The sequence below is a fragment of the Streptomyces sp. NPDC050161 genome (assembly GCF_044460025.1).
In the GTDB taxonomy this organism is placed as follows: domain Bacteria; phylum Actinomycetota; class Actinomycetes; order Streptomycetales; family Streptomycetaceae; genus Streptomyces.
On sequence record NZ_JBITJM010000009.1, the window covers coordinates 191820 to 208337 of the forward strand.

The 16518-nt window shown below is 71.7% G+C and carries 17 protein-coding genes; 13 read left to right on the forward strand and 4 right to left on the reverse strand.

Annotated features, from left to right (window positions below):
* Positions 1 to 16: 16 nt before the first annotated feature.
* From ACIBK8_RS17725 to ACIBK8_RS17750, 6 genes are all read left to right on the forward strand, one after another.
* On the forward strand, positions 17 to 394 hold the full coding sequence (locus tag ACIBK8_RS17725) for a hypothetical protein (RefSeq protein ID WP_399042760.1): 378 nt from the start codon (positions 17 to 19) through the stop codon (positions 392 to 394).
* A 7-nt stretch (positions 395 to 401) separates the two neighbouring features.
* Positions 402 to 1592 (forward strand): glutathionylspermidine synthase family protein, encoded by a 1191-nt coding sequence (locus ACIBK8_RS17730; protein WP_399042761.1) that lies wholly within the window; start codon positions 402 to 404, stop codon positions 1590 to 1592.
* A gap of 56 nt (positions 1593 to 1648) precedes the next feature.
* Positions 1649 to 2311: a hypothetical protein gene (locus tag ACIBK8_RS17735; RefSeq protein WP_399042762.1), complete on the forward strand. Its 663-nt coding sequence runs from the start codon at positions 1649 to 1651 to the stop codon at positions 2309 to 2311.
* Between the two features lie 219 nt (positions 2312 to 2530).
* Positions 2531 to 3802: a serine hydroxymethyltransferase gene (gene glyA, locus ACIBK8_RS17740; protein WP_399042763.1), complete on the forward strand. Its 1272-nt coding sequence runs from the start codon at positions 2531 to 2533 to the stop codon at positions 3800 to 3802.
* 228 nt (positions 3803 to 4030) lie between these two features.
* Positions 4031 to 5044, forward strand: coding sequence for a tryptophan--tRNA ligase (gene trpS / locus ACIBK8_RS17745; RefSeq protein WP_393688971.1), 1014 nt, complete (start codon positions 4031 to 4033; stop codon positions 5042 to 5044).
* Positions 5045 to 5261: 217 nt separating this feature from the next.
* Positions 5262 to 5843 (forward strand): 2'-5' RNA ligase family protein, encoded by a 582-nt coding sequence (locus ACIBK8_RS17750; protein WP_399042764.1) that lies wholly within the window; start codon positions 5262 to 5264, stop codon positions 5841 to 5843.
* A gap of 59 nt (positions 5844 to 5902) precedes the next feature.
* Here the strand turns inward: ACIBK8_RS17750 and ACIBK8_RS17755 are convergent, their stop codons facing one another.
* Positions 5903 to 6658, reverse strand: a complete 756-nt coding sequence (locus ACIBK8_RS17755) for a decaprenylphospho-beta-D-erythro-pentofuranosid-2-ulose 2-reductase (RefSeq protein ID WP_399042765.1) — start codon at positions 6656 to 6658, stop codon at positions 5903 to 5905.
* Positions 6659 to 7098: 440 nt separating this feature from the next.
* Here ACIBK8_RS17755 and ACIBK8_RS17760 point away from each other — a divergent pair, with 440 nt between their 5' ends.
* Positions 7099 to 8091 carry a YihY/virulence factor BrkB family protein gene (locus tag ACIBK8_RS17760; RefSeq protein ID WP_399042766.1) on the forward strand — a complete coding sequence of 331 codons (993 nt, stop codon included), beginning with the start codon at positions 7099 to 7101 and terminating at the stop codon, positions 8089 to 8091.
* A gap of 68 nt (positions 8092 to 8159) precedes the next feature.
* On the opposite strand, the gene ACIBK8_RS17765 is transcribed toward ACIBK8_RS17760, so the two are convergent.
* The gene (locus ACIBK8_RS17765) at positions 8160 to 9602 is read right to left on the reverse strand and encodes a D-alanyl-D-alanine carboxypeptidase family protein (RefSeq protein WP_399042767.1); all 1443 of its coding nucleotides are present in this window, start codon (positions 9600 to 9602) and stop codon (positions 8160 to 8162) included.
* On the opposite strand from ACIBK8_RS17765, the gene ACIBK8_RS17770 reads away from it, so the two are divergent.
* The 5 genes from ACIBK8_RS17770 to ACIBK8_RS17790 all read left to right on the forward strand — a co-directional run bounded on the left by ACIBK8_RS17770 (position 9601) and on the right by ACIBK8_RS17790 (position 13794).
* Positions 9601 to 9873, forward strand: coding sequence for an SCO4848 family membrane protein (locus tag ACIBK8_RS17770; RefSeq protein WP_399042768.1), 273 nt, complete (start codon positions 9601 to 9603; stop codon positions 9871 to 9873). The genes ACIBK8_RS17765 and ACIBK8_RS17770 overlap by 2 nt on opposite strands.
* Before the next feature lie 302 nt (positions 9874 to 10175).
* A complete protein-coding gene (locus tag ACIBK8_RS17775) occupies positions 10176 to 10487 on the forward strand; it encodes a hypothetical protein (RefSeq protein ID WP_399042769.1) in 312 nt (103 codons plus the stop codon).
* A 47-nt stretch (positions 10488 to 10534) separates the two neighbouring features.
* Positions 10535 to 11923 carry a hypothetical protein gene (locus ACIBK8_RS17780; RefSeq protein ID WP_399042770.1) on the forward strand — a complete coding sequence of 463 codons (1389 nt, stop codon included), beginning with the start codon at positions 10535 to 10537 and terminating at the stop codon, positions 11921 to 11923.
* A 44-nt stretch (positions 11924 to 11967) separates the two neighbouring features.
* Complete coding sequence (locus tag ACIBK8_RS17785; RefSeq protein WP_399042771.1) at positions 11968 to 13215, forward strand: S8 family serine peptidase; 1248 nt, start codon at positions 11968 to 11970, stop codon at positions 13213 to 13215.
* A gap of 63 nt (positions 13216 to 13278) precedes the next feature.
* Positions 13279 to 13794: an FBP domain-containing protein gene (locus ACIBK8_RS17790; protein WP_399042772.1), complete on the forward strand. Its 516-nt coding sequence runs from the start codon at positions 13279 to 13281 to the stop codon at positions 13792 to 13794.
* On the opposite strand, the gene ACIBK8_RS17795 is transcribed toward ACIBK8_RS17790, so the two are convergent.
* Both ACIBK8_RS17795 and ACIBK8_RS17800 read right to left on the reverse strand, forming a co-directional pair.
* Positions 13791 to 14783: a TetR family transcriptional regulator gene (locus ACIBK8_RS17795; protein WP_399042773.1), complete on the reverse strand. Its 993-nt coding sequence runs from the start codon at positions 14781 to 14783 to the stop codon at positions 13791 to 13793. The two genes, ACIBK8_RS17790 and ACIBK8_RS17795, sit on opposite strands and share 4 nt — an antisense overlap.
* 166 nt (positions 14784 to 14949) lie before the next feature.
* A complete protein-coding gene (locus tag ACIBK8_RS17800; protein WP_399042775.1) occupies positions 14950 to 15789 on the reverse strand; it encodes an alpha/beta fold hydrolase in 840 nt (279 codons plus the stop codon).
* A gap of 146 nt (positions 15790 to 15935) precedes the next feature.
* Between ACIBK8_RS17800 and ACIBK8_RS17805 the strand changes: the two genes are divergently transcribed.
* On the forward strand, positions 15936 to 16385 hold the full coding sequence (locus ACIBK8_RS17805) for a MerR family transcriptional regulator (protein ID WP_399042776.1): 450 nt from the start codon (positions 15936 to 15938) through the stop codon (positions 16383 to 16385).
* Positions 16386 to 16518: the final 133 nt, after the last annotated feature.

A 16518-nucleotide genomic window follows, 5' to 3' on the forward strand; every position in this document is an offset into this window, starting at 1 on the left:
GGGGAAAGGCAGAACATTGGCCGAGAAAGCACGCCGCAGGCTGCGGTCCAGCACGGTGATCCTGGGTGGCATGGGCGCGCTGGCCGCCGCCCTGACCTCCTGCGGATCCGAGCCCGACAAGCGCTGCGTGGACCGCAACAGCTACGACACGGTCCAGGGCTACCGCGTCGTCGGCGACCGGCACTGCAACGCCGGCGGGACGACGGGAACCACCGGCGGCAACGGAAGCAGCGGCAACGGAAGCGGCGGCGCGCGCGGCAAGGCGCGGGTCGACGGGCAGTGGTACTACGGGCCGGAGAAGTCCAGCGGCTCCTACGCGGGCCAGGGCACCTTCAGCAAGGCCCAGGCCGTCGACCGCGGCGGCTTCGGCTGCTCCGGCACCGCCGGCGGGTGAGGCGCACATGGAACGGCACACCCTCACACCCCGCCCCGGCTGGCAGCAGACCGTCGAGGCACAGGGGCTGATCTACCCCCTCACCCGCTACCCGGACGACTCGCTGCGCCCGTACTGGGACGAGAGCGCCTACTACTCCTTCACGCTCCCCGAGGTCGAGGCCCTGGAGGAGGTCGTCGACGAACTGCACGCGATGTGCCTGGCGGCGGCTGCGCACATCGTGGAGCGGGAACGCTTCGCCGACCTCGGCATCGATGACCCGCGGCTGGCCCGCCTCGTCGCCGAATCCTGGCGCCGCAGGGACGAACTCCCGTCCGTCTACGGCCGGTTCGACCTGCGCTACGACGGCACCGGCCCCGCCAAGATGCTGGAGTACAACGCCGATACGCCGACGTCGCTGGTCGAGGCGGCGAGCCCGCAGTGGTTCTGGATGGCGGACCGCTTCCCCGGCGCCGACCAGTGGAACTCGCTGCACGAACGCCTGGTGGCCGCCTGGAAGCGGCAGGCGGCCCTGCTGCCGCCCGGCGCGCCGCTGCACTTCGCGCACTCCGCCGGCGACGAGTTGGGCGAGGACCTGATGACCGTCGCCTACCTGGAGGAGACGGCGCGGCAGGCGGGCCTGGAGACGGTGGCGATCTCCATGGAGGACATCGGCTGGGACCGCCTCTCCGGCCGCTTCGTCGACCAGCGGCTGCGGTTCATCCGCGGCTGCTTCAAGCTCTACCCGTGGGAATGGCTGGCCACCGACGCGTTCGGGCCGCACGTCCTGGACACCCTGGACAACGGCGGCGGCACCGGCTCCACCCTCTGGATCGAGCCCGCCTGGAAGATGCTGCTCTCCAACAAGGCGCTCCTCGCGGTCCTTTGGGAGCTGTATCCCGGGCACCCGAACCTGCTGCCCGCCTACCTCGACGGGCCGCGCGAGCTGGCCCGTACGGCGGGCTACGTGGCCAAGCCGCTGCTCGGGCGGGAGGGCGCGGGGGTCACCCTGCACCCGCCGGGCGCGGAGCCCGTCCTGCGCGGCCTGGAAGACCCGTGCTGCTACCAGGAGTTGGCGCCGCTGCCGGACTTCGACGGCAATCGCGTGGTGCTCGGCGCCTGGGTCGTCGACGACGAGGCGGCGGGCCTCGGCATCCGGGAGTCGGCCGGTCCGGTCACCGACGAGTACGCCCGCTTCCTGCCGCACGTGATCCGCTGACCGGAGGGCGGGGCCGTGCCGCCCCGCCCCCGGTCCGGCAGTGGCAGACTGCCGGGATGACGACGACGCAGCTGATCGCGGTGGCAGGCAGCAGTCCGGGAGTCGGGAAGTCGACGCTCTGCACCGCCCTGGCCGGGCACCTCGCCGCCACCGGCGCGGTGGTCGATCACTTCGAAGAGGCCGACATCCTCACCCGGCCCGCCTTCCGCCCGGTGGCCGACGAGTTCGCCGACGGCAGCGGCTCCGTACGGCCCGCGACGCTGATCGACGCCACCCGGGCGTACGTCGACGGGGCCCGCGCGGACGGCACGGACACGCTGGTGACGGACGCGCTGCTGCCCTTCGTGCCCTCCCTGGTCGCCTGGGGCCACCGCGAGCCGGAGATCGCCGCCTTCCTGGCCGAGCTGGCCGGGGCCATAGCCCCTGCCCGGGTGAGCGTCCTCTACCTGCGCGACGACCCCGACGCGGCGCTGCGCCGGGCCGTCGAGCGCGAGGGCCAGGAGTGGGCGGACTGGTACGTCGGCAAGCTCGGCGGCTCGCCCGGCACCCGCGCCGTCGACAGCCTCCGGGCCGCCGCCCGGCATCTGCGCGAGGAAGCCGAGCTGACCCTCAGGCTGCTCGCGGCGACCCCGTGGGAGGTTCACGTCGTGGACGTGGCGGGGCGCGGCGCGGACGAAGTGGCGGCGACCGCCTTCGCGCGGCTCGGCCTGGACACGTAGCTCCGCGGCCCGGCCCCGGGTCCTCGCAGGTCACGGCCCGAACCCGGGCAATCGGCCCCCGCTCCCTCACCCCGCCGGATAGAATCGGCGCCGCGTGCCGCGACTGGCGTACGGGGAATCGACCCCGAGGGAGCGGTGCGCGGCGCTATCACGAGGTGTCGCCCCGCCTGGGCACCCCGGGAGCACGACCGGAACCGACCGATCGCCCCGGAGGACGCCATGACACCGCCCCTTTCCCACCCCGCCCTACAGGCCGCCGACCCCGAACTCGCCGCGCTGGTGGGCGCCGAGGAACAGCTCCAGGCCGACACGCTGCGGCTGATCCCCAGCGAGAACTACGTGTCGGACGCCGTGCTGGAAGCCACCGGCACCGTCCTGCAGAACAAGTACAGCGAGGGCTACCCCGGCCGCCGCTACTACGAGGGCCAGCAGCAGATCGACCGCGTCGAGACGCTGGCCGTGCAGCGCGCCAAGGCCGTCTTCGGCGTCGAGCACGCCAACGTCCAGCCGTACTCCGGATCGCCCGCCAACCTCGCCGCGTACCTCGCCTTCGCCGAGCCGGGCGACACGGTGCTCGGCATGGCGCTGCCGATGGGCGGCCACCTCACGCACGGCTGGGGTGTCTCGGCGACCGGCAGGTGGTTCCGCGGCGTGCAGTACGGCGTACGGCCCGGCACCGGCCGCACCGACCTCGACGAGGTGCGCGACCTCGCACTCAAGGAACGCCCGAAGATCATCTTCTGTGGCGGTACGGCCGTCCCGCGCACCATCGACTTCGCCGCCTTCGGCGAGATCGCCCGCGAGGCGGGCGCCGTGCTGGTCGCCGACATCGCGCACATCGCCGGCCTGGTCGCGGGCGGCGCGCACCCCTCGCCCGTACCGCACGCCGACGTCATCTCCACCACCACCCACAAGACCCTGCGCGGCCCGCGCGGCGCCATGCTGATGTCCCGCGCCGGCCACGCCAAGGCCCTCGACAAGGCCGTCTTCCCCGGCCTCCAGGGCGGCCCGCACAACCACACCACAGCCGCCATCGCGGTCGCCCTGCACGAAGCGGCCACCCCGGACTTCCGCGACTACGCGCACGCCGTCGTCGCCAACGCCAAGGCGCTCGCCGACGCCCTGCTCGCCCGCGGCTTCGACCTGGTGTCCGGCGGCACCGACAACCACCTCGTGCTGATCGACCTGACGTCCAAGGATGTACCGGGCAAGATCGCCGCCAAGGCCCTGGACCGGGCGGGCATCGTCGTCAACCACAACACCGTCCCGTTCGACCCGCGCACACCGTTCGACCCCTCCGGCATCCGCATCGGCACCCCGTCGCTGACCTCCCGCGGCCTGGGCGCGGACCGGATGCCGCTGGTCGCGGAGTGGATCGACCGCGGCGTACGGGCGGCGGGCCGGGGCGACGATGACGCCCTGGCCGCGATCCGCGCCGAGGTCGCCGAGCTGATGGCGGCCCACCCGGCGCCCGGCCTCCCGGTGGGGTGACGGCGGGCCGGGCGGCGGCGGTGACGTGCCGCCGCCCGGTGACGCCGACGGGGCGTGCCGGACGATCGGGCGGGGCCGTACGACGCTCCGGCACGATCCGCACGCGCGCCCCCGAGCCCCCGACTCCGCGCCCCCGCGCATCCGTTCCGGGGCCCCGGCGCTTCGGTTGCCCGTCCTCATCCGCCACCTCGCGCGGGGCGGATTCCCGGACCTGAGACAATCGGTGGCATGGCTCTAGATCGTCCGCGTGTACTGTCCGGCATTCAGCCCACGGCCGGCTCCTTCCACCTCGGGAACTACCTCGGCGCGGTCCGCCAGTGGGTGGCCCTCCAGGAGTCGCACGACGCCTTCTACATGGTGGTCGACCTGCACGCGATCACCGTCCCGCAGGACCCCGCCGAGCTGCGGCAGAACACCCGCGTCGCGGTCGCCCAGCTGCTCGCGGCCGGTCTCGACCCGGAGCGCTGCACCCTGTTCGTGCAGAGCCATGTGCCCGAGCACGCGCAGCTCGGCTGGGTGATGAACTGCGTCACCGGCTTCGGCGAGGCGTCGCGGATGACCCAGTTCAAGGACAAGTCCGCCAAGCAGGGCCAGGACCGTACGACCGTCGGCCTGTTCACGTACCCGGTGCTGATGGTCGCCGACATCCTGCTCTACCAGGCCAACCAGGTCCCGGTGGGCGAGGACCAGCGCCAGCACCTGGAGCTGACCCGCGATCTGGCCGACCGCTTCAACACGCGGTTCGGCGACACCTTCACGATCCCGAACCCGTACATCGTCAAGGAGACCGCGAAGATCTTCGATCTTCAGGACCCGTCGATCAAGATGAGCAAGTCGGCGTCGTCGCCGAAGGGCATCATCGACCTCCTCGACGAGCCCAAGGCCACCGCGAAGAAGATCAAGAGCGCCGTGACGGACACCGACACCGTCATCCGCTTCGACCGCGAGGCCAAGCCCGGCGTCAGCAACCTCCTCACCATCCTCTCCACCCTCACCGGCACCGGAATCCCGCAGCTGGAGAAGGACTACGAGGGCAAGATGTACGGCGCGCTCAAGACCGACCTCGCCGAGGTGATGGTCGACTTCGTCACACCGTTCCGGGACCGTACGCGGGAATATCTCGACGACCCCGAGACACTGGACTCGATCCTGGCGAAGGGCGCCGAGAAGGCCCGCGCGGTGGCCGCCGAGACCCTCGCCGCCACCTATGACCGGCTCGGATTCCTGCCGGCCAAGCACTGAGGCGACCGGCCTCGTCCGGCCGCGCCGCCGCCCGGGGCCCCCGCCGCAGGGGGCCTCGGGGCCCGCGACAACAGGACAAAGGGCGCTCCCGCGCGGTGCGCCCACCCGTCACACTGAACAACGGTGCGCGCTCTCGGCAGAGCGCGGCGCACCACCGCCGTGCGGCACCCCGGCAGGGTCCGCGCGACGCCACCGAAGCACCCGGAGGGAGAACGCAGTGGGGACCGTAACGCTGGGCGTTTCGATCGCGGTCCCGGAGCCCTACGGCAGCTACCTCCAAAGGCAGCGCGAGGGCTTCGGGGACGTTGCCGCACACGGCATCCCCACCCACATCACTCTGCTCCCGCCGACCGAGGTCCCCGAGGACGCGCTGCCCGCCGTCGAGCGGCACCTCGCCGAGGTCGCGGCCGGCTGCCGCCCGTTCCCGCTCCGCCTGGAGGGCACCGACACCTTCAGGCCGCTGTCGCCCGTCGTCTTCGTGAAGGTCGTCGAGGGCGAGGCGGGCTGCGCCGACCTCCAGGCCAGGGTCAGGGCCGCATCCGGGCCGTGCGCCCGGGAGCTGCACTTCCCGTACCATCCGCATGTCACCGTCGCGCACGGCATCGCCGAGGAGGCCATGGACCGCGCCCAGACCGGCCTGAAGGACTTCAGCGCCACCTGGACGATCGGCGGCTTCGCCCTCTACGAGCAGGGCGCCGACGCGGTGTGGCGCCTGGAGCGCGAGTACCCCTTCGGCCCCCGGCAGGCTTCGGTGCCCCGCCAGGCCGACCTCTCCAGGCCGCCCGCCCCGTCCTGCTGACGGACGGCGCCCGGCGGGATCCGCGGCCCGCCTACAGGGACAGCTTGCGGAACGTCTGCCTACAGCGAAAGCTTGCGGAACGTCCGGCGCGGCACATGCCGCAGCGCCGACATCACATAGCGCAGCACACCAGGCACCCACACCATCTCGGCGCGCCGCCACAGACCGGTCTCGACGGCCTCGGCGACCGCGTCCGGCGTCGTCGACAGCGGCCCCGACCTCGACCCGAGCGTCAGCCTCGTCCGCACGAAACCGGGCCGGACGATCATGACGTGCACGCCGGAGCCGTGCAGGGCATCGCCGAGCCCCTGGGCGAAGGCGTCAAGACCTGCCTTGCTCGACCCGTAGATGAAGTTCGACCGCCTGGCCCGCTCACCGGCCGCCGACGACAGCACCACCAGCGCGCCGCGGCCCTGGCGGCGCAGCGCCCGCCCGCAGACCAGGGCGGCGGAGACGGCGCCGGTGTAGTTGGTCTGGGCGACCCGCACCGCCTGCGCGGGGTCGGCCTCGTCGCGGGGCTGGTCCCCGAGGACGTCGAAGGCCAGCAGCACCATGTCGATCCCGCCGCAGGCGAAGATCCTGCCGAGCGTCTCCTCGTGCGCCGCGGTGTCCAGCGCGTCGAACGCCACCGTACGGACGCCGGCGCCGAGCGCCCGCAGCCGTACCGCGGACTCCTCCAGGGCGGGCGACGGGCGGCCGGCCAGCCAGACGGTACGGGTGCGGCGGGCGGCGAAGCGGAGCGCGGTGGCCAGCGCGATCTCGGAGGTGCCGCCGAGCACGAGCAGGGACCGCGGATTGTCGAAGACGTCCTTCATGGCGGTGCTTCCTTCGCGGGGAGGGGCGACACGGGGGTCCGCGTCAACTGGGGCTGCGAGGGCGGTAGTTGGACGTGCCCCGGGCGACCGGTCGACCGCCCGGGGATTCCGGTGACACATCCGTGACCGTAATGCGGGAAGTCTTCCGATTCGCTCCCCTGGGGCGACGCCCGGCCGCCCCTCGCCGAAAAGGGTGATTATTGCGCTGTACGGTCTAAATGGAGGGAAACTCGCCCGTGGCGTACGGAAGTTGAGGGGTGAGGCGCCGCGGGCCGCAGCCGTGGCCGACGCGGGAATCGGCACCGTACCGGCCATCCGGCGACGATTCCCGGGTAGGCGGAGGCTAATGTTCCGGATCACTCCGGACACGGGCGGGCCGGGCGGACGCCGTACGGCCGCCCGGCACGGCGCACAAAGCACGAGGGCAAGAGGGGAAGGCCATGGACTGGCTGAGCAGAATTCCGGTGATCGGACCGGCCGTGACCTGGCTGATGACCACTCACCTCTGGCGCGCCTACGAGCGCATGCAGCGGGTGCACTGGACCCGGCTGGCCGCCGCGATCACCTTCACCAGCTTCGTCGCCCTCTTCCCGCTGCTCACCGTCGGCGCCGCGATCGGCGCCGCCGTCCTCAGCCCGAGCCAACTCCACACCCTGGAGGGCAAACTGGCCGAGCAGATCCCCGGCATCTCCGGGCAGCTCGACCTCGCGGGCCTGGTCGACAACGCCGCCACCGTCGGCGTCATCGCCGGTGCCGCGCTGCTCTTCACCGGCATCGGCTGGATCGAGGCGCTGCGCGACTGCCTGCGCGCCGTATGGGAGAAGTCCGACGGCGGCGGCAACTTCTTCCTCAACAAGCTCAGGGACGGCGTCCTGCTGCTCGGCCTCGGCGGCGTGGCCCTGCTCTCGGTCGCCTGCTCCGCCTTCGCAGCCGCCGCCGTCGGCAAGGTCGCCGACGCGCTCGGCCTCGCCCAGGGCAGCGCAGGCAGCGTGCTGCTCTCCGTCGCCGGCTTCTGCACCGCCGTCCTCGCGGACTTCCTGCTGTTCGCCTACGTGCTGACCAAACTGCCGGGCGCCGAACCCCCGCGCCGCACCGTCGCCCTCGCCGCCCTGATCGGCGCGATCGGCTTTGAACTGCTGAAGCTGCTGCTCAGCGGCTATCTGCAGGGCGTCGCATCGAAGAGCATGTACGGCGCCTTCGGCACCCCGATCGCCCTGCTCCTCTGGATCAACTTCACCGCGAAACTCCTGGTGTTCTGCTCCGCCTGGACGGCCACCCAGGACCGGACGAGCGAGGGCGCCGAGCGCGAGGCCAGGGAGGGGAAGACGGCGGCGCCCCAGGACCCGCCGGGTAGCGGCGCCCACGCGGCCCCACGGGAGCCGGGGAGCGGCCCGGCCGGACCGGGGAGCGGACACCGCACCGCCGACGGCTGACGCCCCCGAAGGCTCACCCGGGCCCGGCCGTTCGCCCCGCCCCGCCGCCTGCCCGCCGCTCCCTGCTCTCAGCCCCGCGAGCGCCGGGAGCGGTGGCGCACCCCGAGGGCGACGGCGCCCAGCACGATCAGCACGCCGCCGGTGACCCCCACCGCCGTCCAGACGCTCCCCGAACTGTCCCCGGCCTCCAGCGCCGCCCGAGTCGTGCCGCCCTTCCCGTTCTTCCCGTCGCCGTCCGCGCCCTTGCCCGAACCGGCGGCCGTCGCATCGCCCTCCTCGCTGCGCGGCCCGACGAGCCGGCCGACCGGCTCCACCTTGCCCGCGGCCGAGAAGCCCCAGTCGAAGAGCTGGGCGGTCTCCTTGTACGCCTCGTTGTGCTCCTTCTTCTCCGGGTTCATCACGGTGACCAGCAGCTTGCGCTCACCGCGCTGCGCGACGCCGGTGAAGGTCGATCCGGCGTTCGTCGTCGAACCGTTCTTCACCCCGGCGATCCCCGGATACGGCTTGATGTCGTAGTCGCCGCTGAGCAGCCGGTTGGTGTTCTGGATCCCGAACGAGGCCCGCTTGCCGTCCTTGCCCTTGTCGCCGGGGAACTGCGCGCTCGCCGTCGAGCAGTACTCGCGGAAGTCGGGGTTCTGCAGCCCGGCACGGGCGAACAGGCTCAGGTCGTACGCGCTGGAGACCTGGCCGGGTGCGTCATAACCGTCCGGCGTGACCACGTGCGTGTCGGCGGCGTTCAGTTCCTTCGCGTGCTTCTGCATCTCGGCGACGGTCGCCTGCGTGCCGCCGTTCATCGCCGACAGCGTGTGCACCGCGTCGTTGCCCGACCGCAGGAACACCCCGAGCCACAGGTCGTGGACGGAGTACGTCAGGTTCTCCTTTATGCCGACGAGGCTGCTGCCCACGCCCATCCCCGCCAGGTCGGCCGGCTTGACCTTGTACTTCTCGCTCTTGGGGAACTTCGGCAGGACCGTATCGGCGAACAGCATCTTCAGCGTGCTGGCCGGCGGCAGCTGCCAGTGCGGATTCTTCGCCGCCAGCACCTCGCCGGACTCGGCGTCGGACACGATCCACGAACGCGCCGTGATGCCGTGCGGCAGCTTCGGCGCCCCGTCCTTCAGCTGCACCTGCACGCCGGGCGCGCTCAGCCGCTCCCCGCCGACGTGCGACATCTTGGCGGGCGGCGCGGCAGTCTTCGGCGGGGCCTTGCCGTCACCGGGCGCGGCGTACGCGGTCCCGCCGGCCAGCACCACGGGCGGCACCACCAGAGCCGAGGCCGCGAGCACGGCAGCCACCCGAGCGGACAAAACCGTACGAAGGGGAGGAACTATCCGTACCCGCCCGCCTGCTCGCGCAGCGGTGGACGCAGTGACGGATGCGGACGTGGATGCGTGGGAGGTCGTCGGCACGTCGGTGAACGTACCTGCCCGCCGCCCGCCCACCGGCGGCACCCCATGCAAACGCGCCCCTGCCGACCGCCGGCCGGCACCGCTGCCCATACTGGAACCCATGAAGCTCTCTCGCCCCGTGTCCTGGTTCCTGCTCGCCTTCGGGGTGTGGAGCTGGTTCATCTGGATCACTTTCGTAAAAAACCTCTGGCAGGACGGCAGCGGCCTCGCCTTTGACGACGCGGGTGACCCGACCGCCTACTTCTGGGTCCATCTGCTGCTCGCGGTGACGTCCTTTCTCTTGGGGACGGCGATCGGCGTGATCGGGTTCCGCGGCGTCCGTGCGCTGCGCACCACTCCGCCCACCGCCTCCTCCACACCCCCCTCTTCCTGACCCCCTCCGGGCAGGGCAAGCCGCGCACCCTCCGCCTCGCTTGCCCTGCCCGACGCTCGCGCGGCTCGCGCTTCCCTCACACGCCCCGGCGGCGCGGAGTGCGTGGGGCGCGGAGAGGTTGCTGTGGCCTTGGTAACAATGCGCCTACGAAGTGCGTCGCGATCCGGCGGTATATCGGACACATCCTGACTTTCGATCTTGCTTGTTGGGGGCTCAACTCCCTAGTCTTTAAATCATTTACGCCGCTCTTAACTGTGGGCTCGGGCAGGCCCGCACGAACGAGCGAACGGGGGAGTGGACCAGTGGGCGAGCAATTCAAAGTCGATCTTGATGAGCTGGACGGTGTCGTGCGCCAGCTCAAGCATCTTCAGGGGGACATGGATGATCCCAGCCAGAAGATCAAATACAGCACGTCCATCCCGAAGTCGGCGTTCGGATCCGATTTCCTGGAGGCCACGGACGTCAGCAAGGCGCACGACGAGATGCAGAGCTACATGACGCAGGTGATCACTGCCCTGCAGGACCTGATCAAGAATTTCGGCGAGAAAACCGAGCGGAGCCGGGGCGCGTACGAGGATCAGGAGCACGAAACCCGGTCCTCCATGACGGGGTAGACCGGAGCGGGTGACGAACGCCAGGAAGACGACTAAGGGGGAAGTCCGTGCCCGGCCCGATGGACCGTGACGGTAACAAGGCGTACGAGAAGCAGATCGACGAGAAGCACCGATCGGAGCGGCTCCAGCAGTTCAAGGGGCACAAGCCGGTCGAGAAGTCCGCATCGGACTTCCACCATCACGGGATCAGCGCACTCCGCAAAATGCTGGAGGGGGCCGACCCGCACGCGCTGGAGACCTCGGGGGATCACTGGCGCGGCTCGGCCGACCGGCTCGCGGGCCAGGACGGCCACGGCGGTATCCGCAAGGCGTTCCAGGACGCCGTTGACCACGCGTCGGCGCACTGGCACGGCTCGGCCGCCGAGGCGTTCCGGCGGGAGGCCGGCAAGGTCCTGGAGAAGATCGACCGCACCTACGGTCATGCGCGCAACGTCGAGTCGATGCTCATCGGGAGCCGCGCGTCGGGCCCCAAGTCCGGCATCGCGTACAACTTGCGCGAGGCGCAGAAGACCATGTCGGGGATCAAGGATCCCGGCAAGGTCGAGAGCGCGTTCAACTCTTCGGGTGACGACGCGCAGTTCCACAAGGACATGGCCAACCCGAAGATGGACGCGAAGATGGCGCTCGAACTCAACCGGGACAAGCTCTCGTTGAGCAAGGAGCGCCAGGTCGAGGCCGTCATCGTGATGGAGGAGCTGGCGGCGCACTACCGCGCGCACAACGGGCAGGTGGCGCCGGGACCGCCGCCCGGTGGCCCCGGTGACTGGCCGACGCGGCCGGAGCCGTACTCGCCTCCGCCGCCGGTGAACATGCCGCTCGTCGGTGGCACACATCCCAAGACCTCCGCGCTGTCGCCGAACTCGCCGCTCTCGCGGCACAGCGGTCAGGGCATCCAGCGCGACGACCTCGGCAACATCAAGCCGGTCGCGCCGTCCACACGTACCGACCTCGACAGCGTCCAGGGCGGAACGCTGAACCCGGCGCACCCCGGCATCGGCGGGGGTGCCGGCGGCGGTGGCAGCGGCTCGGGGAACGCCAACTCGGGCGGTGGCTCGGGGGTGTTCGTCCCTCCGGGCGTCATCGGCGGGCCCGGTGGCATGGGCGGAACGATGGGGCCCGGTGGCGGCCGTGGCATCGGTGGCCGTACCGGAGTGCCCGGTGGTGGCGCTGCCGGGCGCGGCGCACCGTCGCGTACGCCGGCCAAGCCGGGAGGTCCGGCGGGCGGGGCGAAGCAGGGCGGTTCCGCGCTGCACCGCAGCCGGGGCGGCACGCAGGCGCCGGCGGGCAAGACGGCAGGCGCGGGGATGCAGGGCGCAACGGGCAAGCGGGGCAAGGACGGTAAGGAGCGCCCCGGCAAGCAGCGGCCCGACTACCTTGTCGAAGACGAGGAGACCTGGACTCCGGAACGTAATGTGGCGCCACGCGTGATCGAGTAGAACGACGACAGAGCGCCGGCGACCCGCCGGCCGAGGGGTGTCCCGTGCAGTCCGTACGGGCACCCCTTCAGGCGGTCGTATCCGCCCGGAACGGAAGTAGTGAGGAGCAAGGCATGAGGGTCACACGTACCCTGCGCGCGACCATCGGTGCTGCGCTGACGGGAGCGCTGTTCCTGACCACGGGCGGGATGGCCGCGGCGGATCAACCGGTCGGTGAACAGTGGCCGTTGACGGCTTTCGATGCGGCGAGCGTGCAGAAGCACGCGACCGGCAAGGGCGTCACCGTCGCCGTTATCGACACCGGATTCTTCACCGACAATCCCGACCTGACGGGCGTATTCCAGTCGGGTCATGAATTCCCCAACTCGGTGGGCAAATTCCCCGAGGCAAAGCCGGGCGAGGACATTCGCACCCACGGCACCAGCATGGCCGCGCTCATTGCCGGGCACGGACACGGGCCCGACGGGCAGAACGGACTCAAGGGGCTGGCACCCGACGCCAAAATTCTGCCCCTGACGGCGGACAAGAAGGCGCCGGAAGCCACTCGTTACGCCGCCGATCACGGCGCCGAAGTCATCAATATGTCGTTCGTCGCGGACAAGAACACGCCGGACATGTGTGAATCGATCCACTACGCGATCGAAAAGGGTGTGGTGGTCGTGGCCGGTGTGGGCAACGACGCCCTGCCGAAAGAGCAATACCCGGCCGCCTGCCCGGGTGCGATCGGTGTCGGCGCCATCGACGCATACGGAAAGTCCTGGGACGGCAGCAACTACAACTCCACCGTCGACTTGACCGCCCCCGGTGCCGACGTCCCGATCATGGGCGGCGACGGCACCCGCTACGGCAAAAGCAGCGGTACCTCCATCGCCACCGCCTACGCCTCTGCCACGGCGGCTCTGCTGCGGGAGAAGTACCCCGATCTCACGCCTGGCCAGATCGCCAACCGGCTGGTGAAGACCGCCGGGCTGCCGGATTCCGCCAAGGAGCAGCACCTCAAGCTCCCGGACGCGCACTACGGCTACGGCTACATCCAGCCGCTGGCCGCCCTCACCCATGAGATTCCTGCGGGATCCAAGGAAGGCCCGCTCCCGATGCCGCAGGGCAAGGCGTCGGATCAGGCCGCGGCCCCCGGGGACGGGCAGGATCCCAACCCCCCCATGGGCGGCAAGCAAGCCACCCTGCTCTACGGCGGCATCGGGCTCGGTGTCGTCATCGTCGCCGGTGTCGTGATCGGTGTGGTGGCCCTGGTGCGGCGCCGGAACGGCCGGGGTGGCCAGTCCTGGGGCTGAGGGGGAACGCCCGGGGGAAACTCGGGCGACATGTCGCGGGGCCCGCTGTTAGTTTTTTGCGCCATGGACCCCGTTGGTGAAAAAGAGATACGCGCGTCGTTCGTGAACTGCTCGAAGGGCGAGGCGAGCCGGATCAGCCTCCCTGTGCGGATGGCCGAGCTCCCCTGGGGTGACCTGGACTTTCTCGGGTGGCGCGACCCGGGGGCGCCGGACCGTGGCTACCTGGTGGCGCCGCGCGGGGACGGGCTGATGGGGGTCACGCTGCGGGTGCCGCAGGGCGTGCGGCGGAGCTTCACGAAGACGACGGTGTGTTCGGTCTGTGTGACCGGTCACCCCGGCTCCGGCGTGAGCCTGCTCGCGGCGCGCCGGGCCGGTCCCGCGGGGCGCCAGGGGAACACCGTGGGGGCGTATTTCTGCGCCGACCTCGCGTGCTCGCTCTACGTACGCGGCCGGAAGCGGTCGCAGCTCGCCGCGCGGTACGAGGAGACGCTGCCGGTGGAGGACCGCATCCAGCGCCTGACGGGAAACCTGGAGGGGTTCCTGGACAAGGTGATGGAGGGGGAGGCGGCGAGGGCTTAGGCGCCGTCCGACGCGTCCCGCCGTCGCGGTCCGTCCGACGCGTCCCGCCGCCCGCCCGGCGATTCCGGGACCTTGTCCGTCGTCGGCAGCAGGAACTCGGCCAGGACGTCGGTGACTTCGCGTACCAGGGGGCGCAGCACGCGGAAGCGGGAGGCGGCGATGGCGCGGGCCACCAAGGGGGAGGTGCGTTCGACCAGGCGGCGGGTGCGGGCGCAGTCAGGGGAGCGGTCGTGGACCCAGAAGAGGACCATGCCCATCTGCTGGAGCCAGAGCAACTGCGGTAGCTGGGCGGCGAGTTCGGGGTCGGCCGAGACCTTGGTTCCGGCCAGGACCTGGCGTTGCAGGGCGATGGATGCGGTGCGTGGGCCCCGGGACTCGTCGGAGAACGGGCTGAGCGGGCTCGCCGGGTCGGCGGCGTTCTTGAAGAACTGTGCGGCGAACTCGTGGTACGGCGCGGCGATGTCGAGCCAGGCGAACAGGACGCCGCTCAGCCGCCCCGACAGGTCCGTCTCGCAGGCCAGGACGCCCTCGACCGCCGCCGCGTGCTCCTTCGCGATCCGGTCGTAGAAGCCCTGGATGAGGTGCTCCTTGGAGGCGAAGTAGTAGTACGCGTTGCCGACGGAGACCCCGGCTTCCTGGGCGATGGCGCGCATGGTCGTCCGGTCGTAGCCACGCTCCTGGAAGAGGCGCATCGCGGTCTCCAGGATGAGGGCTCTGGTCTGCTCGCTCTTGGGGGTGGGGTGGCCCTTGGGGGTGGGGTGGCCGGATTTCGCGGCGGGAGCCGGGGAGGGGGTGGACGGGGTGCCGGGGCCGGGCCGGGTGGCTGCCTCCGGCTCCGGGGGTGTGGCCTTCGTCGGCGTCTTGCGGCGTGACCGCTTGGAGGCGTCGGCCGGGGCCGGTGCCCCCGCCGCGTCTGCCGCGCCCGTCGCCCCGTCCCTCTCGTCCGGCCTGCGCCCCTGGCCCTGCCCTGCCGGCGTCTCGTCGCTCACGTCCGGTCCACGCCCTCGTCCACGCCTTCGTCCTGGTCCTTGTGCCGTCCTGCGCCCGCTCCGGTGTGCGGGGCGGGCCTGCCCTGAGCCTATGGCCTTTGCCGTGGCGGGCGGCAAGCCGTGTGCCCGGGGTGCGGGGGCCGGGCCGTACGCCCCGGGCGCGGGGTCACAGGTCCTGTTCGGCGAGGAAGCCGGTGATCAGGGCCGTCCATGCGTCGGGGCGCTCGACCATCGGGAGGTGGCCGGTCGCGATCTCCGCGTACCGGGCGCCGGGGATGTGGTCGGCCAGGTAGCGGGACGCGGACGGGTGGACCAAGGGGTCGAGGGTGGTGGCGATGACCAGGGTCGGTACCGCGATGCCGGGCAGGTCGGCGGTGGTGTCCACGGTGCCGACCAGCGCGGCCTGTTCGGCGGAGCCGGGCGGCGGGACCGTCGGGTCGTCGTCGAGTGCGGCTGCCAGTGCGGCCGGGGGCAGCGCGTTGAGGTGGTCGGGGGCGAAGGCGGCGAGCGTGCGGGCCTGGGCGAAGCCCGCGTGATCGCCGCGTTCCAGGAGGCGCAGCCACAGGTCGAGCCAGATGCGGATGCGCTGGTCGGGGCGGGCGAGGCCGGCGGTGAGCACCAGTCCGCGGACCCGCTCGGGGTGGCGTGCCGCGGCCCGTACGGACACGGCCGTGCCGAGCGAGTAGCCGACGAGGGTGAAGGTCTCCACGCCGGCCGCGACCGCCTCGGCGACGAGGGCGTCGGCGAGCGCGTCCAGGGACAGTGGTCCCTCGGCGCGTGGGGTGGCGCCCGAGCCGGGGTAGTCGGGGGCGACGACGGTGTGCCCGGAGGCGGCCAGCGGCGGGATCAGGGAGGCGAAGTTGTCGGCGATGCTGCCGGTGGCGCCGTGGGCGAGCAGGATGCCGTGGCCGGAGCCGTGGGGCGGTCGGGCCGCGGCCGGCGGGCGGGTGACCGACGTGGCGAGCGGGGAGAGCGGGGAGGCCGGGGGTGCGGGAATCTGTGTCATGGAGGGCAGGTTGCCCCTTGACACCGGTGTCAAGGTCAAGTCGCCGGGCGTTCTCTCCCGGTGCGCGGGGAATCCGGTGGGGTGGGGGGAGAGGGCCGGAGTGCGGGAAGGGTGTGTGGTGTGCCGTGCGGCGGGTGGAGCCGGGTGTGGGGGATGTGACGGAGCTGTCCAGTGGGGTGGGTGTGCGGGGCCAGGAGGCGTGGCGGATAGGGCAGTTGGCGGACCGTACGGGGGTCAGCGCGCGGTCGCTGCGCTATTACGAGCAGCAGGGGCTGCTGCGCGCCGAACGTGACGCGAACGGCTACCGCCGCTACCGCCCGGAGGCCGCCGATACGGTCCTGCGGATCCGTGAGCTGCTCGCCACCGGGCTGAGTACGGACGCCATCCGCGAGCTGCTGCCGTGCGCGCAGGGCGGCCCCGGCCTCCAGGCGTGTGCGTTCTCCTGCGGGGTGGTGGAGGGCCAGCTCGCGCGGCTGGACGCGGAGATCGCCGAACTCCTGCGCCGGAGGGAGGCGTTGGGCCGGTACGCGGGTGTGATGCGCGAACGCCGGGAGCAGGACGAGGCGTTGGCCGCCCGCGCGCTCCGCTCGGCCTGAGCCCCGTCGCCGTCCGGCCGGCGCCCCCTCCCCTCCCTCCTCCGTCCCGCCCGCCTCAACTCCGCCTCCTGTCACGGGAATTACTCGATCCCCGCCTGCGGGTTGCGAAAACCGGCCATGGAGTCGGATCCTC